The 19,637-nt window shown below is 63.7% G+C and carries 21 protein-coding genes; 7 read left to right on the top strand and 14 right to left on the bottom strand.

The window, feature by feature from the left end; genetic code table 11:
- Window positions 1-2: 2 nt before the first annotated feature.
- Window positions 3-692 carry a phosphate regulon transcriptional regulator PhoB gene (gene phoB / locus IAE40_RS19630; RefSeq protein ID WP_003253341.1) on the bottom strand — a complete coding sequence of 230 codons (690 nt, stop codon included), beginning with the start codon at window positions 690-692 and terminating at the stop codon, window positions 3-5.
- A 170-nt stretch (window positions 693-862) separates the two neighbouring features.
- On the opposite strand from phoB, the gene IAE40_RS19625 reads away from it, so the two are divergent.
- Window positions 863-1,234 carry a COG4315 family predicted lipoprotein gene (locus tag IAE40_RS19625; protein ID WP_063541824.1) on the top strand — a complete coding sequence of 124 codons (372 nt, stop codon included), beginning with the start codon at window positions 863-865 and terminating at the stop codon, window positions 1,232-1,234.
- Window positions 1,235-1,338: 104 nt separating this feature from the next.
- Here the strand turns inward: IAE40_RS19625 and ubiA are convergent, their stop codons facing one another.
- On the bottom strand, window positions 1,339-2,229 hold the full coding sequence (gene ubiA / locus IAE40_RS19620; protein ID WP_197891692.1) for a 4-hydroxybenzoate octaprenyltransferase: 891 nt from the start codon (window positions 2,227-2,229) through the stop codon (window positions 1,339-1,341).
- Window positions 2,229-2,786, bottom strand: coding sequence for a chorismate--pyruvate lyase family protein (locus tag IAE40_RS19615; protein ID WP_153774185.1), 558 nt, complete (start codon window positions 2,784-2,786; stop codon window positions 2,229-2,231). The genes ubiA and IAE40_RS19615 overlap by 1 nt, the downstream gene beginning before the upstream one ends.
- A 202-nt stretch (window positions 2,787-2,988) precedes the next feature.
- Between IAE40_RS19615 and IAE40_RS19610 the strand changes: the two genes are divergently transcribed.
- The 4 genes from IAE40_RS19610 (at window position 2,989) to IAE40_RS19595 (ending at window position 5,352) form a co-directional block, all read left to right on the top strand.
- The gene (locus IAE40_RS19610) at window positions 2,989-3,156 is read left to right on the top strand and encodes a rubredoxin (protein WP_011536423.1); all 168 of its coding nucleotides are present in this window, start codon (window positions 2,989-2,991) and stop codon (window positions 3,154-3,156) included.
- A gap of 30 nt (window positions 3,157-3,186) precedes the next feature.
- Window positions 3,187-4,335, top strand: a complete 1,149-nt coding sequence (locus IAE40_RS19605) for an NAD(P)/FAD-dependent oxidoreductase (protein ID WP_200603721.1) — start codon at window positions 3,187-3,189, stop codon at window positions 4,333-4,335.
- Window positions 4,336-4,522: 187 nt separating this feature from the next.
- A complete protein-coding gene (locus IAE40_RS19600; RefSeq protein WP_054894882.1) occupies window positions 4,523-4,822 on the top strand; it encodes an HU family DNA-binding protein in 300 nt (99 codons plus the stop codon).
- 152 nt (window positions 4,823-4,974) lie between these two features.
- On the top strand, window positions 4,975-5,352 hold the full coding sequence (locus IAE40_RS19595) for a hypothetical protein (protein ID WP_054894881.1): 378 nt from the start codon (window positions 4,975-4,977) through the stop codon (window positions 5,350-5,352).
- Window positions 5,353-5,391: 39 nt separating this feature from the next.
- Here IAE40_RS19595 and IAE40_RS19590 read toward each other — a convergent pair whose 3' ends face one another.
- The 6 genes from IAE40_RS19590 to exbB all read right to left on the bottom strand — a co-directional run bounded on the left by IAE40_RS19590 (window position 5,392) and on the right by exbB (window position 12,104).
- On the bottom strand, window positions 5,392-6,795 hold the full coding sequence (locus IAE40_RS19590) for an aminoacyl-tRNA deacylase and HDOD domain-containing protein (RefSeq protein WP_153774186.1): 1,404 nt from the start codon (window positions 6,793-6,795) through the stop codon (window positions 5,392-5,394).
- 80 nt (window positions 6,796-6,875) lie between these two features.
- Window positions 6,876-8,954: an ATP-dependent DNA helicase RecG gene (recG, locus tag IAE40_RS19585; protein WP_063541818.1), complete on the bottom strand. Its 2,079-nt coding sequence runs from the start codon at window positions 8,952-8,954 to the stop codon at window positions 6,876-6,878.
- A 4-nt stretch (window positions 8,955-8,958) separates the two neighbouring features.
- The gene (locus IAE40_RS19580) at window positions 8,959-9,885 is read right to left on the bottom strand and encodes a hydrogen peroxide-inducible genes activator (RefSeq protein ID WP_065864604.1); all 927 of its coding nucleotides are present in this window, start codon (window positions 9,883-9,885) and stop codon (window positions 8,959-8,961) included.
- Between the two features lie 93 nt (window positions 9,886-9,978).
- On the bottom strand, window positions 9,979-10,713 hold the full coding sequence (locus tag IAE40_RS19575; protein ID WP_063541816.1) for an energy transducer TonB: 735 nt from the start codon (window positions 10,711-10,713) through the stop codon (window positions 9,979-9,981).
- Window positions 10,710-11,138, bottom strand: a complete 429-nt coding sequence (exbD, locus tag IAE40_RS19570) for a TonB system transport protein ExbD (protein ID WP_200603720.1) — start codon at window positions 11,136-11,138, stop codon at window positions 10,710-10,712. Before exbD ends, IAE40_RS19575 begins: the two co-directional genes overlap by 4 nt.
- Window positions 11,139-11,141: 3 nt before the next feature.
- Window positions 11,142-12,104, bottom strand: a complete 963-nt coding sequence (exbB, locus tag IAE40_RS19565) for a tonB-system energizer ExbB (protein WP_200603719.1) — start codon at window positions 12,102-12,104, stop codon at window positions 11,142-11,144.
- Between the two features lie 193 nt (window positions 12,105-12,297).
- Here exbB and IAE40_RS19560 point away from each other — a divergent pair, with 193 nt between their 5' ends.
- Complete coding sequence (locus IAE40_RS19560) at window positions 12,298-13,149, top strand: SDR family oxidoreductase (RefSeq protein ID WP_200603718.1); 852 nt, start codon at window positions 12,298-12,300, stop codon at window positions 13,147-13,149.
- Between the two features lie 183 nt (window positions 13,150-13,332).
- Here IAE40_RS19560 and IAE40_RS19555 read toward each other — a convergent pair whose 3' ends face one another.
- The 5 genes from IAE40_RS19555 to IAE40_RS19535 all read right to left on the bottom strand — a co-directional run bounded on the left by IAE40_RS19555 (window position 13,333) and on the right by IAE40_RS19535 (window position 18,044).
- Complete coding sequence (locus IAE40_RS19555; protein WP_200603717.1) at window positions 13,333-14,064, bottom strand: hypothetical protein; 732 nt, start codon at window positions 14,062-14,064, stop codon at window positions 13,333-13,335.
- A 55-nt stretch (window positions 14,065-14,119) separates the two neighbouring features.
- Window positions 14,120-14,500, bottom strand: coding sequence for a RidA family protein (locus IAE40_RS19550; protein ID WP_029612280.1), 381 nt, complete (start codon window positions 14,498-14,500; stop codon window positions 14,120-14,122).
- Window positions 14,501-14,523: 23 nt separating this feature from the next.
- Window positions 14,524-16,632 carry a bifunctional GTP diphosphokinase/guanosine-3',5'-bis pyrophosphate 3'-pyrophosphohydrolase gene (spoT, locus tag IAE40_RS19545; protein WP_054894872.1) on the bottom strand — a complete coding sequence of 703 codons (2,109 nt, stop codon included), beginning with the start codon at window positions 16,630-16,632 and terminating at the stop codon, window positions 14,524-14,526.
- Window positions 16,633-16,691: 59 nt separating this feature from the next.
- The gene (rpoZ, locus tag IAE40_RS19540) at window positions 16,692-16,955 is read right to left on the bottom strand and encodes a DNA-directed RNA polymerase subunit omega (RefSeq protein WP_003253383.1); all 264 of its coding nucleotides are present in this window, start codon (window positions 16,953-16,955) and stop codon (window positions 16,692-16,694) included.
- A 216-nt stretch (window positions 16,956-17,171) separates the two neighbouring features.
- On the bottom strand, window positions 17,172-18,044 hold the full coding sequence (locus tag IAE40_RS19535; protein ID WP_054894871.1) for a LysR family transcriptional regulator: 873 nt from the start codon (window positions 18,042-18,044) through the stop codon (window positions 17,172-17,174).
- Between the two features lie 209 nt (window positions 18,045-18,253).
- Between IAE40_RS19535 and IAE40_RS19530 the strand changes: the two genes are divergently transcribed.
- Window positions 18,254-19,636 (top strand): glutamine synthetase family protein, encoded by a 1,383-nt coding sequence (locus tag IAE40_RS19530; RefSeq protein WP_054894870.1) that lies wholly within the window; start codon window positions 18,254-18,256, stop codon window positions 19,634-19,636.
- The last annotated feature ends 1 nt before the right edge of the window (window position 19,637 follow it).

Here is a 19,637-nt window from a genome sequence, read left to right as displayed (position 1 = left end):
CGTCAGCTCTTGGTCGAGAAACGGTAGCCGGTGCCGCGGACGGTTTGTACCAGATTTTCGTAGGCTTCACCCAGTGCCTTGCGCAGGCGACGGATGTGCACGTCGACGGTGCGCTCCTCGACATAGACGTTGCCGCCCCAGACCTGGTCGAGCAGCTGGCCACGGGTGTAGGCGCGCTCCTGGTGGGTCATGAAGAACTGCAGCAGGCGGTATTCGGTCGGGCCCATCTCGGCGGGTTTGCCGTCGATGGTAACGCGGTGGCTGATCGGGTCGAGCAGCAGGCCGCCGACTTCGATCGGTGCCTCGCTGTCGCTCGGGCCGGTGCGGCGCAGCACGGCCTTGAGGCGGGCCACCAGCTCGCGGGGCGAGAACGGCTTGGTGATGTAGTCGTCGGCACCGACTTCCAGGCCCTGGATCTTGTTGTCCTCTTCGCCCTTGGCGGTGAGCATGATGATCGGGATGTCCCCGGTCAGCTCGTCGCGCTTGAGACGGCGTGCCAGTTCGATGCCGGAGGTGCCGGGCAGCATCCAGTCCAGCAGGATCAGGTCCGGCTTGCGGTCGACGATGATGGCGTGGGCCTGCTGGGAGTTCTCTGCCTCGAGGCAGTCGTAGCCGGCCATTTCCAATGCAACGGCGATCATCTCGCGAATAGGCGCTTCGTCGTCGACGATCAGAATGTTCCTGCCAACCATGCTCAAAACTCTCCCATCTATGATGTCTTGGCCCGCATTAGATAACGGAATTATTGCAGCTGTGTGACAGGGCGTTGGCCGTTCTGGCGACATTGCATGACTGCGCTAGGCTTCACAGGGCCGCTGCGGCGGTGTTTCTCCTTCTTCCCCCCGACACGATGGTGATTCCAATGACACGACATACGCTGAGCTGGATGGCCCTTTTCGCTGCGCTGGCATTGCCGGGGGTGGCGTCGGCGCACCACGCGATGGAGAAGGACGGCATGTGGGTCGACCATGCCGGCATGACCCTGTACACCTTCGACAAGGATGCCGGAGGCAAGTCGATGTGCAACGGTGATTGCGCAACCAACTGGCCGCCGCTGCTGGTCAAGGCCGAGGATGAAGCGGCCAAGGACAAGTGGACGGTGATCGAGCGCGATGATGGCAAGAAGCAGTGGGCCTATGATGGCAAGCCGCTGTACACCTTCATCAAGGACAAGAAAGCCGGGGACAAGACCGGTGATGGCGTGAAGGACGTCTGGCATATCGCCAAACCCTGACGCGTGTTCGGTCTTTGTGGGAGCGGGCTTGCCCCGCGATTGCGTCAGTGAATTCACCAGTGTGATCGCGCGGCAAGTCGCAGCGGCGAACCGCTGCGCTCCCTTCAGCGCAGCGCGTAGTCCAGCACCACGCCGATGAAGATCAGCAGGCCCGCCCAGTGGTTGTGCAGGAACGCCTTGAAGCAGGCATCGCGATCCAGCGTGCGGGTCGACCAGAACTCCCAGGCGAAGCATGCCAGGGCGCCCAACAGGCCCAGGTGGAACCAGCCACCCAGTTCGAAGTGGTTGCCGGCCAGCAACAGGCAGCCGAGCGACAGCACCTGCAAGGTCAGGATGATCACCCGATCGGCCTCGCCGAAGAGGATCGCCGTGGATTTCACGCCGATCTTCAGGTCGTCGTCGCGATCTACCATCGCATAGTAGGTATCGAAGGCTACCGTCCACAGCAGGTTGGCGATGTACAGCAGCCAGGCCGCCGCTGGCAACTCACCCCCTGCAGCGGTGAAGGCCATTGGGATGCCCCACGAATAAGCGGCGCCCAGCACCACCTGCGGGTAGTAGGTGTAGCGCTTCATGAACGGGTAGCAGAACGCCAGGGCAACGCCGCCAAATGACAGCCACACGGTGCTGGCGTTGGTGCACAGCACCAGCAGGAAACTGATCCCTGTCAGCACCACGAACAGCATCACCGCTTCGCGGGGCTTAATCCGGCCGCTGGCCAGGGGGCGATCGGCGGTGCGCTTGACGTGGCCGTCGACCTTGCGGTCGGCGAAGTCATTGATCGCGCAGCCCGCCGCGCGCATCAGCGCAACTCCGAGGCCGAAGATCAGCACGTTGGCCAGGGTTGGTGCACCCCTGGCGGCGATCCACACGGCCGCGAGCGTAGGCCACAGCAACAGGTAGATGCCGATGGGACGGTCCAGGCGGCTGAGCTGGACGAAGTCCCAGGCTCTGGGGTGCAGGCGGTTGAGCGACTTGAGCAGCTGCAGGTACATCAGGGCGATACCTCCTTGTCCGCCTGCCACATCGCTGGCAGGAATACCTCGGCGACCAGCAGGTCCAGGCCATCGCGTTCGAAGCGCGAACGGCGGCCCCAGAGGTTGGCGCTGGCAACCTCCGTCGGCATCCACGCCTGTGGGTACGTACACACCTCGATGGGGTGGCGAATGAACGCCTGGTCGCAGAACAGCAGTTCGCCGAGCGAGCGGCTGCCCAGGGTCGCCAGATCAAGACCGCCGCGCTCCAAGGCTTCGCGGCTGGCGACGCTGCGGGCGAATACCCAAGGCTGGTCATGGCCGCGCAGATAGACTTCACGCACCCATCCCTGCGCGCCTGGCGCAAGATTCAGGGCGAGGCATTCGTCGTCACGCAGTGGTTGCCAGCCTTCGAACAGCGGCGTCACGCAGAAGTGGTCGTGGGAGAGGCGGGTCAGGCGACGGGTCAGGGAGCCTTCGTCGAACAGCCAGTCGAGGGTGCGCTGGTCGAGGTCGCTCGCCAGCTGTGGATACGCCAGCCACGCGACAGCGGCTGCTTGCGGGGATTCGTACGACACGTCGGTATGCTTGTTACATCCAGAGAGGCGGCGAGCTTAGCATGATTGCCGGGTTTGCTTGCATACTGCCGGCCGGGCCAGTACAAAGCCCGTCATGAATTGCGCGGTGAGTGCTTCGCGGGGGAGCCCGCTCCTATGCAGGGGCGGGTTCAGCCATGAGAGAACCATCAGCGGCAACACAACGCCTGACCGAGGAACCCTGATGAAGAAGTGGCAATGCATTGTCTGTGGCCTGATCTACGACGAGGCCGAGGGCTGGCCGGACGACGGGATCGCTCCAGGCACCCGCTGGGAAGACGTGCCGGAAGATTGGCTGTGTCCCGATTGTGGTGTAGGCAAGAGCGACTTCGAAATGATCGCCATCGGCTGATCGACGACCCCCTGCAAGAGGAAGCACGACATGACGTCCCCTGTGGTGATCATCGGCACTGGCCTTGCGGGCTATAACCTGGCCCGGGAATTTCGCAAGCTCGACGCTGACACGCCGCTGTTGCTGATCACCGCCGACGACGGTCGCTCCTATTCCAAGCCGATGCTCTCCACCGGCTTTGCCAAGCACAAGGACGCCGACGGCCTGTGCATGGCCGAGCCGGGCGCCATGGCCGAGCAGCTCAAGGCCGAGATTCGTACCCATACCCGTATCAGCGGCATCGACCCTGGTCACAAGCGCTTGTGGATCGGCGAGGAGGCGGTGCAATACCGCGACCTGGTGTTGGCCTTGGGTGCGCAGACGGTACAGGTGCCGATTGAGGGCGACGGCACCGAGCTGGTCTTTCCGATCAACGACTTGGAAGACTACGCGCGCTTTCGTGCCGCCGCCGCGGGCAAGCAGCGCGTGTTGCTGCTGGGTGCCGGGCTGATCGGCTGCGAGTTTGCCAACGATCTGACCCTCGGCGGCTACCAGTGCGACGTGGTGGCGCCCTGTGAGCAGGTGATGCCGACCTTGTTGCATCCTGCTGCCGCCAGTGCGGTGCAGGCTGGCCTGGAAGGGCTGGGCGTGCGCTTCCATCTGGGCCCGGTGCTGACCCGCCTGCAACGCACCGGCGGCGGACTCGAGGCTCACTTGTCCGACGGCAGCGTGATTGCCTGTGATCTGGTGGTCTCGGCCATCGGCCTGCGACCGCGTACAGACCTTGCCGCCGCTGCCGGGCTGCAGGTGAACCGGGGGGTGGTGGTGGATCGCCAACTGCGGACCTCCCACGCGAACATCTTCGCCCTGGGCGATTGCGCCGAAGTGGATGGCATCAACCTGCTCTACGTCATGCCGCTGATGGCTTGCGCCCGCGCACTGGCGCAGACGCTCGCCGGCAACCCCACGGGTGTGAACTATGGCCCGATGCCTGTCACGGTAAAGACGCCCGCGTGCCCGCTGGTTGTTTCGCCAGCACCGATGGGCCGAGAGGGAACCTGGCAGGTCGAAGGGCAGGGCAGCGACCTGAAAGTGCTGTGCTACAGCGCCGATGGCCAGTTGCTGGGCTATGCCCTCACGGGGTCGGCGGTGATGGAAAAGCTGGCGCTGAATCGGCAGCTTCCGCCTCTAATGGCCTGAATGCCGTTCGAACTGTCGTATTTGGCCTGTTCTTGGCGCGACAATGGCCGCTCAGACACTGGCGCGGCCACGGTGAGCGTGCCATTCTCACTTCCGTCTGCCGCAGATTAGAGCCTGCGGCGCCTTGGGCGCTGCTTTCGCAGGTAGCACGGCATAACAACAAAAATCCCGTCAAAGAGGCTTCACTATGCGTAAACCAGAACTCGCCGCCGTCATCGCCGAAAAGGCCGATCTGACCAAGGAAAAGGCCAATCAGGTGCTGAACGCGATTCTCGACAGCATCACTGGCGCGCTCGACAAGGATACCGTCACCCTGGTCGGTTTCGGCACCTTCGAGAAGCGTCACCGCGGCGCGCGCACCGGCAAGAACCCACAGACTGGTCAACCGGTGAAGATCAAGGCCAGCAACACTGTTGCCTTCAAACCTGGCAAGAACCTGCGTGACAGCGTCAACGTTCCCGCCAAGCCAGCCAAGAAAGGCAAGTGATCGATTCCTGACACTCGAGTGTCATCCGAACGGGCGCCCCAGGGCGTCCGTTGTGCTTTCTGGCGTGCAGAAACAATGCGGCGAGCTGGCGTAAAAAGTTTAAGAAAGGGATAAACTGCGCGCTTCAGTCATATTTCAATCGAGGCGCGTTGATGAAGTTTCGCTTTCTTCTCTGGGCCATGGGGCTGCTGATGGCCAGGGCCAGCCGTAACAACCCGGCGTTCCAGCAGCAACTGCGCGACAAGGACCTGGTGTTCCAGATGCAGACCTTGGATGGCAAAGTGGCCCGGCATTTCACGGTGAGTGGTGAGCGCATCAGCAGCAAGGGTGGCCTGCACCCTCAACCGGCCTTTGCCATCGCCTTCAAGGATGCCGCGTTCGGCTTTGCCACCTTGCAGGCTGGCAACAAGCAGTTGGCGTTCATGCAGGGGATCCAGGACAAGAACATCCAGATCAAGGGCAACCCGGCATTGGTGATCTGGTTCCAGGGGCTGATGAAATACCTCAAGCCCCGCAAGAAAAAGGCCTGAATCCGCCTGTGTACGAGCGGGCAAACCCGCTCTTGCCAGTCAGTGTGGGGCCTGGAACTGCGAGGCCAGTTCGCGCAGCAGCGCTTCGGCTTCCAGCACCTTGCTCACTACGTCCTCCGCCTTGTCGCGGGTCAGCCCAAGGCGTTCGAGCAGCGCCTCCGGAATCTCTTCCTGCGGTCCTGAGCCAATGCCCCGCGAACGCAGCAGCGACGTGGCCAGGCACACGAGGTTCGGGTAGGCCGAATACTCGCCTTCATAGCTTGGGTCGTGCTGGAAGCGCAGCGCCGCGGACAGCTCGTCCGGCATGTCCCACAGCTTCATCAGCCAGGCGCCGATCTGCTCGCGGCTGATGCCCAGCAGGTGCTGCTCGACATAGCTGTGGTACAGGTGCGGGTTGACCTCAAGATGACGACAGATCAACGAGAAATGCGGCGGGAACACGTGGGCCAGCAGCAGATAGCCGAAGTTGTGCAGCAGCCCCGCCAGGTAGGTTAGACCCGCTTCGGGGCGTTCGGCGCGCGGCATGGCGCGGGTCAGGCCTTCGATCACTGCGGCTGTGTAGATCGACTGCTGCCAGTAAGGCGTGGCCTGCTGCGGATGGTCTTTCGGCAGGCTCAGGGTCTTGCCCAGGGCCAGGCCCAGCGCAAGGTTGATCACCAGGTCGAAGCCCAGCACGCGAACGATGGCATCTTCCACCGAGCGGATCTTGCCGGGTGACGCGTAGTAGGGCGATGCGGCCCAGCTCACCACCTGTGCGGCCAGTGCCGGGTCGGTTTCGACCACGCCGGTGATGTCGTCGACGCTGGCGTTGGGGTCGACGCGCAGCTTGATGATCTTCTGCGCGGTGTCGGCCAGTGGCGGGATCTCGATGGTCTGCTCCAGGCGCTGCTGGATGCGTCGGGCAGTGAAAGCCTGGACCGCGTTGGAGATTTCCTTGGTGTCGTCGTGGGGGCGGTCGAGGTTGCGCTGGATGCTTTCGACTTCAAGGCCAAAGCTGCCGGCGCTGGCCTTGCTCAGCATGCGCTTGAAGTTGTCGCGGGCCACTTCCAATAGCAGCCCAGCCTCACCGGACTGGATCAACAGGCTATCGGCGTTGAGCAGCCGTTCGTCGTACAGGCACGGTGAGCTGGTCAGGGCCGGGATTGCCGGCAAGGCCTTGAGCTGGTGCTTGTCGAGCATCTTCTTCAATCGCTCCAGCGGCACGGCCTTGAGTTTGCGACCGGTCAGCTCTTCCAGGCGCTTCAGGTCCAGCAGATGGCTTTGTGGGAACAGCACCATGAGCGCGCCGACTTCATCGTCCAGCAGAACGGCCTGGACGCGCGATTTCGCGGGCAGCCGCGGGTGTTCGGACACCTCGCGATAGGCTACGCCGAGCTTTTCCAGCAGCAGTCGGATGACCGACGGAGCGTGCGGGGTTGCGGTGTCCAGGGCCACTTCAGTCATGGTCTGTTTCCAAAGGTGTCTTTTCAAACGCGAAGTATAACCATCCTGAGCCCCGAGCTGGGGCACGAATGGGACCGGTGTCACACTTGGCCGTATTGTTGGCCGTGACGCAGCCACCGATCCAGTAGCGGGCTGACATGATCGGGCCAGCGTGCCAGCAATGCCTGTGCGGCGTCGCGTACTGCGGGCAGCAGGTCGGCGTCACGCATCAGGTCGGCGACCTTGAATTGCAGCAGGCCGGTCTGTCGGGTGCCGAGCATTTCGCCGGGGCCGCGCAGCTCAAGATCCTTCTCGGCGATGACGAAGCCATCGTTGGTCTCGCGCATGATCCCTAAGCGTTCGCGGCCGATCTGTGACAGTGGCGGGTGATAGAGCAGCACGCAATGGCTGACGGCGCTACCCCGACCGACCCGGCCACGCAGCTGGTGAAGCTGGGCCAGGCCCAGGCGTTCAGGGTTTTCGATGATCATCAGGCTGGCGTTGGGCACGTCCACCCCCACCTCGATCACCGTGGTGGCCACCAGCAATTGCAGATGGCCGGCCTTGAATTCGGCCATCACCGCGGCTTTTTCCGCAGGCTTCATGCGCCCGTGGATCAGGCCCACACGCAGCTCGCCGAGCGCGCTGCCCAGCTCTTCGAAAGTACTTTCGGCGGCCTGGCAGGTCAGCTCTTCGGATTCCTCGATCAGGGTGCACACCCAGTAGGCCTGGCGCCCTTCGGCGCAGGCAGCGCGGACCCGCTCTACCACCTCGAAGCGGCGACTGTCGGCCACCAGCACGGTATTGACTGGCGTTCGGCCGGGCGGCAGCTCATCAAGAATGGAGGTATCGAGGTCGGCGTAGGCGCTCATGGCGAGCGTACGCGGGATGGGGGTGGCGGTCATGATCAACTGGTGCGGACACAGCGTGCCGTTCACGCCCTTCTTGCGCAGGGCCAGCCGTTGCTGCACGCCGAAACGGTGCTGTTCGTCGATGATCGCCAGGGCCAGGTGGCGAAACTTCACTTCTTCCTGGAACAGCGCATGGGTGCCGACCACCATGGGGGCGCCGCCGGCGATTTGCTCCAGCGCACTGGCGCGAGCCTTGCCTTTGAGCTTGCCAGCCAGCCAGGCGACTTCTATCCCCAAGGGTTCGAGCCAGCGCTTGAAGGTGATGTAGTGCTGTTCGGCGAGGATCTCGGTGGGCGCCATCAGCGCGACCTGGTAACCGGCCTCCAGCGCCTGCAGCGCTGCCAGCGCAGCAACCACGGTCTTGCCGGCACCCACGTCACCTTGCACCAGGCGCATCATCGGCTCTGGCTGGCTGAGGTCATAGGCGATCTCGTTGCCTACCCGCTGCTGGGCACCGGTGGGAGTGAATCCGAGGTTGGCCAGGTACTGTCCGGGCAGGCGGCTGGCCTTGGGCAGCACCGGGGCTCGCAGGGCACGCAGGCTCTCACGCAGACGCTGCTGGGAGAGCTGGTGCGTGAGCAGTTCCTCGAATGCGAGGCGGTGCTGGGCCCAGTGCTGGCCTTCGGCAAGCTCGTCGAGGTCGGCGTCGGCGGGTGGGTTGTGCAGGTAGCGGATGGCGTCGTCCAGTGGGGCCAGGTGATAGTCGCGGGCCAGCTCATCCGGCAGCCAGTCGGGCAGGCTGCGCGGGCCGAGCTTGCTCAGGCTGAGCTGGCAGAGCAGGCGCAGACGCTGCTGGGTGAGGCCTTCGGTGGTCGGGTAGATCGGGGTCAGGGTCTGCTCGACGGGCGGTGGCGGTTCGTCGCCGTTGAGCGCGCGGTATTCCGGATGATAGATCTCAAGGCCAGAGGCTCCGGGGCGTGCCTCACCGTAGCAGCGCAGGTGGGTGCCACGCTTGAGGCCTTCTTTCTGCGCATTGCTGAAGTGATAGAAGCGCAGGCTAAGCACGCCTGTGCCGTCGCCCAGGCGTACCACCAGGCTGCGGCGTTTGCCCATGGTCACGTCAGCCCCGCTGACCACGCCCTCGATCACGGCATCCTGACCGGGACGCAGGGCGCCGATCGGTACGACGCGGGTGCGGTCCTGGTAGCGCAGTGGCAGGTGGAACAGCAAGTCCTGCAGGCTTTCCAGGCCGACCTTGGCGAGTTTTTCCGCCATGGCCTCGCCGACGCCCTTGAGCTCGGTGACCGGGACCTTCGACAACTCCGTCATGGCATCAGGCCGGCTGTGGCGCAGGCGTCTTGGCGACCGAACAGAGGCGGATCGAATCGGCGAGGATCTCGATTGCCTTTGGCCGCGGGAAGCTGGCGCGCCAGGCGATGGCAACGGTTCGGAACGGTGCAGGCGCTGTCAGTGGACGCACTTCGATGACGCCAGGGGCGTAGTGATGACTGTGCACCGCCGACAACGGCAGGATCGAAACACCTAGGCCCGAGGCGACCATATGACGGATGGTCTCCAGCGAGCTGGATTCGACCGTGGTGTGCTTCGAGGCATCGTTACCCTTGTTCAGGGTCGGGCAGGCTTCGAGCACCTGGTCGCGGAAGCAGTGACCTTCGCCGAGCAGCAGCAGGCTCTTGTCGTTGAGCAGGGCGGTGTCGATGGTCTTCTTGGCGGTCCAGGGGTGATCGGCCGGCATCAGCGCGCAGAATGGCTCATCGTACAGCGGTAGCGTCAGCACGTCGGCCTCGTTGAACGGCAGCGCGATGATCACCGCGTCCAGTTCGCCGTTGCGCAGTTTCTCGCGCAGCACGTGGGTGAAGTTCTCTTCGATGTACAGCGGCATCTGCGGGGCAACCCGGTGCAACTGTGGAATCAGGTGCGGGAACAGGTAGGGGCCGACGGTATAGATGGCGCCGACTTTCAGTGGAGCAGTGAGCTGGTTCTTGCCGGCCTGGGCCAGTTCGCGGATGCCTTGGGCCTGCTCGAGCACCTTCTGCGCCTGGGCGACGATGCTTTCGCCAACCGGTGTCAGGCGTACGGCGCTCTTGCTGCGCTCGAAGATCAGCACGCCCAGCTCGTCCTCAAGCTTCTTCACCCCGACCGACAGGGTCGGCTGGCTGACGTGGCAACGCTCGGCGGCATGGCCGAAGTGCTGCTCCTGAGCGAGTGTGACGATGTAGCGGAGTTCAGTGAGGGTCATAACGTGCGTCCATGAAGTTGCGGCCCCAGCATAGCGGGTGCAATCGATAGACGCACGTTATCAGACTTGCGGTTTTGTGACAGATGCAATGTATCAGCGCTTGTCCAACGAGTAGACGAAGGGCGCCACTACCTCGATCGTGCCATTGTTCAACAACTCCGCAGGCGGCTTGGGTACCGTGCCGGCGCGGCGGATCATGTCCATCGTCGCGCGGTCCAGTGCAGCACTGCCTGAGCCTCCGGCCAGTGAATACGACAGCACCTTGCCCTCGGCATCGACCACGAAGCGCAGCCGGTTGATCCCTTGCAGGCCACGGCGACGCGCGTCTTCCGGGTACTTCTTGTACTTCGCCAGGTGACGCAGCAGGTCGCTTTGCCACGTCGGCAGGGCGTTGCTGTTGGAGGCGATACTCGGCTGCGGCGCTGCCGACTTCTGCGGCGGAGCGTTGCTTGGCGCGGTATCGGCCACTTGTTCCTTGGCCGGTGGTTCGTCCTTCGGCGGCTCAGGCTTTTTCTCGGGCTTGGGCGGCTGGGGCTTGGCCTTCGGCTTGGGCGGCTTAGGGATCGCGATCTTCGGTTTCGGAGCCTCCACCAGCTTGGGCAGCGGTGGCTCTTCGACCGGCGCAGGCGGCTGTGGAGCCGCTTTCGGTGGCGGCGGTGGCGCAGGCTCGGGGACCGGTGCCAGCTCGACCATCATCGCTGCTGGCGGCAGCTCGATGGCCTGGGGCACCGACCAGTTGAGCGTCAGCACTACGGCGATCACGTGCACACCGAGCACGGCTGCCAGGCTGGCACCGTAGCGCACCAGGTTGGAGCGCTTGTTCGTCATTTCTTGGCTGCCGTCTCGAGTCCGACCAGACCGACCTTGAGGTAGCCGGCCGCGCGCATGGTGTTCATCACTTCCATCAGGTCGCCGTAGTCAACACCCTTGTCGGCCTGGAAGAAGATGGTGGTTTCCTTGTCGCCCTTGGTCTTGGCGTCGAGCATCGCGCCAAGCTGTTCGGGCAGGTCCACCGCGTCATCGCCGACGTACAGCTTCTTGTCGGCCTTGACGCTGACGAACACCGGTTTCTCGGGCCTCGGTGCAGGTTTTGCGGTCGAGGCTGGCAGGTCGACCTTGATGTCGACCGTCGCCAGTGGTGCGGCAACCATGAAGATGATCAGCAGTACCAGCATCACGTCGATGAACGGCGTGACGTTGATTTCGTGGTTTTCGGCGAGGTCGTCGCCACCTTCGTTGAGATGCAGGCCCATGGCTTACCCCACTTTCACCATGTGCGGGGCGGCGCGCTCGCCAGCCTGATGGTCCAGGTCACGGCTGACCAGCAGCAGGACCTGCGCCGAGGCGTCGGAGACCTGCGCCTTGTAGCCGGCGATGGAACGGGCGAAGACGTTGTAGATGACCACGGCCGGAATCGCGGCGACCAGGCCCAGGGCGGTGGCCAGCAGGGCTTCGGCGATGCCTGGGGCAACGACGGCGAGGTTGGTGGTCTGGGTCTTGGCGATGCCGATGAAGCTGTTCATGATGCCCCACACGGTGCCGAACAGACCGACGAATGGCGCGGTCGAGCCGATGGTGGCCAGCACGCCGGTGCCGCTGCTCATGTTGCGACCGCTGGCAGCGACCAGGCGCTCCAGGCGGAAGCTGACGCGTTCCTTGATGCCTTCCTTCTCGCGGGTGTTGGCCGACAGGCGCATTTCCTCGAGGGCGTCGTGGATCAGGGTATGAGCCAGGGTGCCCTCCTTGTCGGCGACGCTGCTGGCTTCTTTCAGGCTGGCAGATTTCTTCAGCAGGGCGATTTCACCGCGCAGGCGGCGCTTGGCGCCCATCAGCTCGAAGCCCTTGGCGATCCAGATGGTCCAGGTGATGATGGAGGCGATGGCCAGGCCGATCATTACCGCCTTCACGACGATATCGGCGTTCTTGTACATGCCCCATGGGGACAGGTCGTGGGCCATGCCCAGCGAGGTGTCTTCGACCAGTGCTTCGACGTTCTCGCCTGCTGGCGCCTGGGCCTCGGCGGGCTCAGCGGCGTTCGCGGATGCCTGGCCATTGGCGGCCGGGTCAGCCGGAGCGACTGCAGCAGGAGGGGTGGCGCCGTTGGCGGCAGGCTCTTCAGCCATGGCGGCCGGGGCCAGCACCAGGCTGAACAGCAGCGCGGCGATGGCGCGCCAGGCGCGCGATGTGGTTGGCGAAGCGGAAGGTTGAGTACGAGTCATGCTGGCCGGACCTGATGAAGAAAAATGGGGTGGTGTTCTCCATGGCCTCGAGGGGGGCCGAGAACTGAATCAGGGCGCCATTATTGCAAGTAATTCTTGTTAACAAAAGTAATAGAGTAACTTTTTTTACGCTTTGGATAGCCGCTGATCGTCTAATACGGCTAGCCTGGGCCTTTCGTTCTGGAGTGAAGTGATGTCGGATCTGTCCGCGATGATCGTAGGTTGTGGTGATGTAGGCAGCCGCCTGGCCCGGCAACTGCTCGCCCGCGGCTGGCAGGTACATGGGCTGCGTCGCACGGTGGCACAGCTGCCCGCAGGCGTTCTGCCGGTGGCAGCCGATCTGTCCGACGCCAGCATTCCTGCAGGCTGGCCCGAGCATTCCCCGGATTATCTGGTGTATTGCGTGGCGGCCAGCCAGCACGATGAAGCCGGTTATCGGGCCGCCTATGTGGAGGGTTTGCGCCACGTGCTGAGCTGGTTGGCGGACAAGGGGCAGCATCCGCGCCGCTTGCTGTTCGTGTCCAGCAGCAGCGTCTATGCGCAGCAGGGCGGCGAGTGGGTCGAGGAAGGTGCTGCCACCGAGCCCGAGGGGTATTCGGGGCGGATCATGCTGGAGGCCGAGCGCTTGGCGCTCGAGAGCGGGATTCCCGCCAGCCTGGTGCGTCTGACGGGGATCTATGGCCCCGGCCGCGAGTGGCTGCTGAGCCAGGTGCGCCAGGGATATCGGGTGGCCGAGGAGCCGCCGCTGTACGGCAATCGCATTCATGCCGAGGACGCGGCCGGTTTGCTGGCGTTCCTGCTGCAGGCAGACGCGGACGGGGTGGCGCTGGAGGACTGCTACATCGGTGTCGACGACGATCCGGCCCCGCTGGCCGAGGTGGTGGCCTGGCTGCGCCAGTACATGGGCGTTACCGAGTGGTCGGACGAGCAGCGCGTGCGCCGCACCGGCAGCAAGCGCTGCAGCAACGCGCGGGCACGGGCGCTGGGCTGGGTGCCGCAGTATGCGAGCTACAAGGAAGGGTACGCGGCGATCCTGAAAGGCTGAAGCCAAGCCTCGACTACCGGTGTCGAGGCTGTCCGGGTACCCGTAGGAGCGGGCTTGCCCGCGAATCGGATACCGCGCTGCATGGCACCGGCTTCGCCGGTGATCGCGGGACAAGCCCGCTCCCACAGGGATTGGGCTGGTCTTTAAATTTTGGACGAGACAGTTGCTCCTGCAAGTAGTGGATCAGTCGCGCTCAAGCACCCACTGCCGCGCGCCAGCCGCGAGTTCTGGCATTTCGTCGGGCTGCGCACGGTTGACTGCACGGAAGATCTCCAGCTTGTCGTCATCACGCTTGAACACCCAGGGGGCGCCGCGTTGGTCGCGCTCCAGCCAGAGGCTGTCGTTGTCGCCGCCCATGGTCGCGCAATCGCCGGCCAGGCAAAGGGCGTAACGGTCCAGATCGGGCAAGCCGGTCACGCCGCCGTCGTCGGCGAAGCGGACCTTGGCGCCCTGGCCTGGGCCTTCGACGATTTTCCATTCGCCACCCAGGTACGCCTTGTACAGCGCCTTCTCGAAGCTGCCACCCAGCGGTGCGTCGGCGGGTGTCGGGGGCTTGCTGCGCACGAAGGTCTGCTTGGCGCCGGAGGCGTCGGTTGTTTGCAATTCGTCGCCATCGAGGCTCAATTGCTCGCTCTGGCCGCCTTCGAAATTGGCTTGCCATTGCTTGTCCGCCGCGACGAGGCTGCCCTCAGCGGCTTCGAAACCATTGCTGTAGCGGGCTTGCTGGCTGACGACGTCAATCTTCCATTCGAATACCGGGCCATGGCTGGACAGCGCCTTGCGCAAGCTGTCGCCCTTGACGGCGGCGTCGATGGCATCCTGGTTGATCCAGGTACCGTTGAAATCTTCAGGTTTGTGGCTGGCGCAGCCGCCCAGAAGCAGGGCTGCCAGCGCGAGAGGCAGGGCATGACGCATGGTGGGAACCTTCAGGAAGGAAAGGCGGCAGGCCGGGCGCCCGCCGCCTGGGGCATCACTCGATGACGAGGATGGCGTCCATCTCGACTTGCGAGCCCTTTGGCAGGGCAGCTACGCCAATCGCGGCGCGGGCTGGGTAGGGCTGCTCGAAGTAGCGACCCATGACCTCGTTGACCTTGGCGAAGTGGCTCAGGTCGGTGAGGAAGATGTTCAGCTTGACGATATCCTTGAACGAACCGCCAGCGGCCTCGGCAACAGCCTTGAGGTTTTCGAAGACCTGCACGGTCTGTGCCTCGAAGCCTTCAACCAGCTCCATGGTCTTGGGATCCAGAGGAATCTGGCCCGACATGTAGACGGTGTTACCAGCCTTGATCGCCTGGGAGTAGGTGCCGATGGCGGCAGGGGCCTTGTCGCTGTTGATGACGGTCTTGGTCATGTTGACTCCTTGCGGTTGACGGACTACGCACGCGTTCGGGTGATGCGGACCACGCCGGTCAGGGTGCGCAGCTTCTTGATCACGCGAGCCAGGTGCACGCGGTCGCGCACGCTGACCACCAGTTGGACCACGCTGACGCGACCGTCGCGCTCATCCATGCTGATCTTCTCGATGTTGCCGTCGGCGGCGTTGACGCTGCTGGCCAGCAGGGCGATCAGGCCGCGCTGGTGTTCCAGTTCGACGCGCAGTTCGACATTGAACTCGCCGGTGACGTCCTTGGCCCAGGAGAGCTGCAGGCACTTCTCCGGGTTGTGTCGGATTTCACTGATGTTGCGGCAGTCTTCCAGGTGCACAACCATGCCCTTGCCCGCCGACAGGTGGCCGACGATGGGGTCACCCGGGATCGGCGTACAGCACTTGGCGTAGCTGAGCACCAGGCCTTCTGTGCCGCGGATCGCCAGCGGGCCCTCTGGCGATGGCAGCTGCTCGCCTTCGGCGGACAGCAGGCGGCGGGCGACCACGTAGGCCATGCGGTTGCCCAGGCCGATGTCTTCGAGCAGGTCTTCGACGAGCTCCAGGCGGTATTCGGTGAGGATGGCCTGGACGCGCTCGGCGGCGATCTTGTCCAGGCTGCTGTCGAAGCCCGTCAGCACTTTGTTCAGCAGGCGTTCGCCGAGGCTGATGGATTCGGAGCGGCGCTGCTGTTTGAGCGCATGGCGAATGTGCGTGCGTGCCTTGCCGGTAACCACGAAATTGAGCCAGGCCGGGTTTGGACGTGCGCCCGGCGCACTGACGATCTCGACCGTCGAGCCACTTTGCAACGGCTCGGAGAGCGGTGCCAGGCGACGGTTGATGCGGCAGGCGATGCAGCTGTTGCCGACGTCGGTGTGCACCGCGTAGGCGAAGTCGACGGCAGTGGAGCCTTTGGGCAGCTCCATGATCCGACCTTTGGGCGTGAAGACATAGACCTCGTCCGGGAACAGGTCGATCTTCACGCTCTCGATGAACTCCAGAGAGTTGCCTGCCCGCTGCTGCAGCTCGAGGATGCCCTTGACCCATTGACGGGCGCGGGCGTGGCTGCCCTTGGGCTGTTCTTCCTCGTTCGACTTGTACAGCCAGTGCGCGGCGATGCCGTTGTTGGCCATCTCTTCCATTTCGCGGGTGCGGATCTGGATTTCGATGGGCACACCGTGCATCCCGAACAGCGTGGTGTGCAGCGACTGGTAGCCGTTGGCCTTGGGAATCGCGATGTAGTCCTTGAAGCGCCCCGGCAGCGGCTTGTACAGGTTGTGCACGGCACCCAGCACGCGGTAGCAGGTGTCGACCTTGTCAACGATGATGCGGAAGGCGTACACGTCCATGATCTCGTTGAAGGCGCGGCGCTTGCCGCGCATCTTCTTGTAGATGCCATAGAGGTGTTTCTGCCGGCCGCTGACCTCGCCCTCGATGCCGTCCGCCGCCAGGCAGTTGGCCAGCGAGGTCTCGATCTTGGCGACGATTTCCTTGCGGTTGCCGCGCGCGCTCTTCACCGCCCGGTGAATGAGCGAGGAGCGCATGGGGTGCATGGCCTTGAAACCAAGATCCTCGAACTCCACGCGCACGGTGTGCATGCCCAGCCGATTGGCGATGGGGGCGTAGATCTCGAGGGTTTCCTTGGCGATGCGCCGGCGCTTTTCACCGGACAGCACTTCCAGGGTGCGCATGTTGTGCAGGCGATCGGCCAGCTTGACCAGGATCACGCGGATATCGCGGGCCATGGCCATGGCCATTTTCTGAAAGTTCTCGGCTTGCGCCTCGGCCTTGGTCTCGAAATTCATCTGGGTCAGCTTGCTGACCCCGTCGACCAGCTCGGCGACGGTTTCGCCGAACTGCTGGCTGAGAGCTTCCTTGGCGATGCCGGTATCTTCGATCACGTCGTGCAGCATGGCGGCCATCAGGCTCTGATGGTCCATGTGCATGTCGGCGAGAATGCTGGCGACTGCCAGCGGATGGGTCACGTAGGGCTCGCCACTGCGGCGGCGTTGCCCGTCGTGTGCCTGTTCGGCATAGAAATAGGCCCGGCGAACAAGATTGACCTGTTCGGGGCCCAGATAGGTCGACAGCCGCTCGGCGAGGGCTTCTATACCCGGCATGGTTTCACCTCTTGCAGAGGAAGAGGATCGTGTGCCGCGCGACGTCGACCGGGCATGAATCAGACGGCCTCGTTGTTCTCGTCCTCGAACGCAGCGAACACCGGATCCTCGGTGACGATCTCTTCGGCGGCGATGAATTCATTGGTCACGATGCCTTCGGCAATTTCGCGCAGGGCGACGACGGTTGGCTTGTCGTTTTCCCACGCCACGCGTGGCTCCTTGCCGCCGGTGGCCAGTTGGCGGGCGCGCTTGGTCGAGAGCATGACCAGCTCGAAGCGGTTATCCACGTGTTCCAGGCAGTCTTCAACAGTTACGCGGGCCATGGTCTTCCTCAGTAGCAGATGCGATTAGCGTGCAGCCCAGAATGGGCAGGCGGACTCGATAGTTTAAAAAATCACCAGCCAATAGGGAAGGGCTGTTTTGTCTGGTGATCCGTGTCACCTGCTCGTGGGGGCGGGCTTGCCCGCGAAAGGGCCGTAACAGACAGCCTCTCGCTTGAACCTGACGATAACGCTTCCCGTCCCGCGAACACAACAGCTTCAGCGCATCGCGTCGCGCAAGCGTGGGGTCAGTTCCTCGAACAAGGTCTGTACCGAACGCAGCGCTCGACAATCGGGGCGGGTCAGCAGCCACAGTTGGGTGTCACAGCCTGGCAGCGCGCCGCTCAAGGCCTCGACACCGGGCAAGGTGTCGACCATGTAGTCGGCGAGCGCCGCCACTCCCATGCCGGTGCTGACCAACTGAGCAATCGTCGACATGCCACTGCACTGGTAGCGTGGGATCAGGTCGGGGTGCTGCTGGTTGCGCCAGACTACCGTGGGGTGGTCCTGCATGGCGTCGTCAGGGGCGATCCACGGCACGCTGTTTGGCGACTCGGCCAGGCGCTCGCGAAACTCCGGGCGTCCGCAGATTACATAGGACGTCGAGCCCAGGCAGCGTCCGACCAGATGCTCCGGCGGTGTGTTGGTCAGGCGCAGGGCGATGTCGGCGTCGCGTCGGCTCAGGTTGGCGAAGGTGTTGGAGGTGCCCATTTCCAGCGACAGCGCGGGGTAGTTGGGCATGAATTCGGCCAGTGCGGGCAGCAACAGGCTGTGCAGCACGGCTTCGGTGCAGGTCAGGCGCACGGTACCGCTGACCACCTGCTCGCCGCTGGTCAGGGCGATGCGCGCGGCGTCCAGCGCCTGCTCGGCCCGTTCAGCCTGTTCGGCCAGGGCCTGTGCGGTGTCGGTTGGCAGGTAGCCCTTGCGGCTCTTGACGAACAGGGCGGTGCCCAGCGCCGACTCCAGTCGCCGGATCGAGCGAAACACCGTCGAAACATCGACCTTGAGCAGCTCGGCGGCCTTGGCCAGTGAGCGACCACGTTCCAGCGCCAGGACCAGGGCGAGGTCCGCGTGATTGATCTGATATTGCATTTGTGCACGCTCTGCTTGCCGATTTGCCAATGTCTGTTGCACTGGAGCCCACTTTATAGTGGAACGGCCCCCGGGAATCAATGCACCGGGCGAGCCACAGAATTTCCCCACGATGGGGCAGTGAAAAGAACAACAGCAGCAACCATCGTCGCCCTCGAGGCGCCAGCCATATCCCCACATCGCCGCTCCGAATCAAAGGATGTACAGCCATGACGTCGGTCTCCCCGTGCGCCCGTTCTTCCCGCGAGATGAATGAATTCCTGGAAGCCCACCCGGACACACAGTACGTCGACCTGTTGATCTCCGACATGAACGGCGTGGTGCGTGGCAAGCGCATCGAGCGGGCCAGCCTGCACAAGGTGTACGAGAAGGGCATCAACCTGCCGGCTTCGCTGTTCGCCCTGGATATCAACGGCTCGACCGTCGAAAGCACGGGCCTCGGCCTGGATATCGGCGATGCCGACCGCATCTGCTATCCGATCCCAGGCTCGCTCTCCAACGAGCCCTGGCAGAAGCGGCCGACGGCGCAGTTGCTGATGACCATGCACGAAATCGAAGGCGAGCCGTTCTTCGCCGACCCGCGTGAAGTGCTGCGCCAGGTGGTGAGCAAGTTCGATGCGCTTGGCCTGGATATTTGCGCAGCGTTCGAGCTGGAGTTCTACCTGATCGACCAGGACAATCTGAACGGTCGGCCGCAGCCGCCACGCTCGCCGATCTCGGGCAAGCGCCCGCAGTCCACCCAGGTCTACCTGATCGACGACCTGGACGAGTACGCCGACTGCCTGCAGGACATGCTCGAAGCCGCCAAGGAGCAGGGTCTGCCGGCGGATGCGATCGTCAAGGAAAGTGCCCCGGCGCAGTTCGAGGTCAACCTGCATCACGTCGCCGATCCGCTCAAGGCTTGCGACTACGCGATCCTGCTCAAGCGCCTGATCAAGAACATCGCCTACGACCACGAGATGGACTCGACCTTCATGGCCAAGCCCTACCCGGGCCAGGCGGGCAACGGCCTGCACGTGCACATCTCGCTGCTGGACAAGAAAACCGGCAAGAACATCTTCGCCAACGACGATGCGCTGCAGAGCGAAACCCTGCGTCACGCCATTGGCGGTGTACTGGAAACCATGCCGGCGTCGATGGCCTTCCTGTGCCCGAACATCAACTCTTACCGTCGCTTTGGTGCTCAGTTCTATGTGCCGAACGCCCCGAGCTGGGGTCTGGACAACCGCACCGTCGCCCTGCGCGTGCCCACCGACAGCAGCGATAACTTGCGTATCGAGCACCGCGTCGCAGGTGCCGATGCCAACCCTTACCTGATGCTTGCCGCGATTCTCGCTGGTATCCACCACGGCCTGACCAACAAGGTCGAACCCGGCGCGCCGATCGAGGGCAATTCGTACGAGCAGCTTGAGCAGAGCCTGCCGAACAACCTGCGTGATGCCTTGCGAGCGCTGGATGACAGCGAGGTCCTCAACCAATACATCAGCCCGGAATACATCGACATCTTCGTGGCCTGCAAGGAAAGCGAGCTGGCGGAGTTCGAAGTGTCGATCTCCGACCTCGAATACAACTGGTACCTGCACACGGTGTAAG

This window comes from Pseudomonas sp. S44, assembly GCF_016624805.1.
In the GTDB taxonomy this organism is placed as follows: Bacteria; Pseudomonadota; Gammaproteobacteria; order Pseudomonadales; family Pseudomonadaceae; genus Aquipseudomonas; species Aquipseudomonas machongensis.
This window is presented reverse-complemented; position numbering and strand designations above follow the sequence as displayed.

What these genes read in the sequence shown, in the direction of transcription:
- exbD (WP_200603720.1), bottom strand. Translation starts at nt 11,138, where the DNA reads ATGGGCCTGCATCTCAACGAAGGTGGCGACGACCTCGCCGAAAACCAC.
- IAE40_RS19605 (WP_200603721.1), top strand. Translation starts at nt 3,187, where the DNA reads ATGACGTCCCCTGTGGTGATCATCGGCACTGGCCTTGCGGGCTATAAC.
- IAE40_RS19595 (WP_054894881.1), top strand. Translation starts at nt 4,975, where the DNA reads ATGAAGTTTCGCTTTCTTCTCTGGGCCATGGGGCTGCTGATGGCCAGG.
- exbB (WP_200603719.1), bottom strand. Translation starts at nt 12,104, where the DNA reads ATGACTCGTACTCAACCTTCCGCTTCGCCAACCACATCGCGCGCCTGG.
- ubiA (WP_197891692.1), bottom strand. Translation starts at nt 2,229, where the DNA reads ATGTACCTGCAGCTGCTCAAGTCGCTCAACCGCCTGCACCCCAGAGCC.
- IAE40_RS19580 (WP_065864604.1), bottom strand. Translation starts at nt 9,885, where the DNA reads ATGACCCTCACTGAACTCCGCTACATCGTCACACTCGCTCAGGAGCAG.
- IAE40_RS19555 (WP_200603717.1), bottom strand. Translation starts at nt 14,064, where the DNA reads ATGCGTCATGCCCTGCCTCTCGCGCTGGCAGCCCTGCTTCTGGGCGGC.
- IAE40_RS19530 (WP_054894870.1), top strand. Translation starts at nt 18,254, where the DNA reads ATGACGTCGGTCTCCCCGTGCGCCCGTTCTTCCCGCGAGATGAATGAA.
- IAE40_RS19535 (WP_054894871.1), bottom strand. Translation starts at nt 18,044, where the DNA reads ATGCAATATCAGATCAATCACGCGGACCTCGCCCTGGTCCTGGCGCTG.
- recG (WP_063541818.1), bottom strand. Translation starts at nt 8,954, where the DNA reads ATGACGGAGTTGTCGAAGGTCCCGGTCACCGAGCTCAAGGGCGTCGGC.
- IAE40_RS19590 (WP_153774186.1), bottom strand. Translation starts at nt 6,795, where the DNA reads ATGACTGAAGTGGCCCTGGACACCGCAACCCCGCACGCTCCGTCGGTC.
- rpoZ (WP_003253383.1), bottom strand. Translation starts at nt 16,955, where the DNA reads ATGGCCCGCGTAACTGTTGAAGACTGCCTGGAACACGTGGATAACCGC.
- phoB (WP_003253341.1), bottom strand. Translation starts at nt 692, where the DNA reads ATGGTTGGCAGGAACATTCTGATCGTCGACGACGAAGCGCCTATTCGC.
- IAE40_RS19625 (WP_063541824.1), top strand. Translation starts at nt 863, where the DNA reads ATGACACGACATACGCTGAGCTGGATGGCCCTTTTCGCTGCGCTGGCA.
- IAE40_RS19610 (WP_011536423.1), top strand. Translation starts at nt 2,989, where the DNA reads ATGAAGAAGTGGCAATGCATTGTCTGTGGCCTGATCTACGACGAGGCC.
- IAE40_RS19600 (WP_054894882.1), top strand. Translation starts at nt 4,523, where the DNA reads ATGCGTAAACCAGAACTCGCCGCCGTCATCGCCGAAAAGGCCGATCTG.
- spoT (WP_054894872.1), bottom strand. Translation starts at nt 16,632, where the DNA reads ATGCCGGGTATAGAAGCCCTCGCCGAGCGGCTGTCGACCTATCTGGGC.
- IAE40_RS19550 (WP_029612280.1), bottom strand. Translation starts at nt 14,500, where the DNA reads ATGACCAAGACCGTCATCAACAGCGACAAGGCCCCTGCCGCCATCGGC.
- IAE40_RS19560 (WP_200603718.1), top strand. Translation starts at nt 12,298, where the DNA reads ATGTCGGATCTGTCCGCGATGATCGTAGGTTGTGGTGATGTAGGCAGC.
- IAE40_RS19575 (WP_063541816.1), bottom strand. Translation starts at nt 10,713, where the DNA reads ATGACGAACAAGCGCTCCAACCTGGTGCGCTACGGTGCCAGCCTGGCA.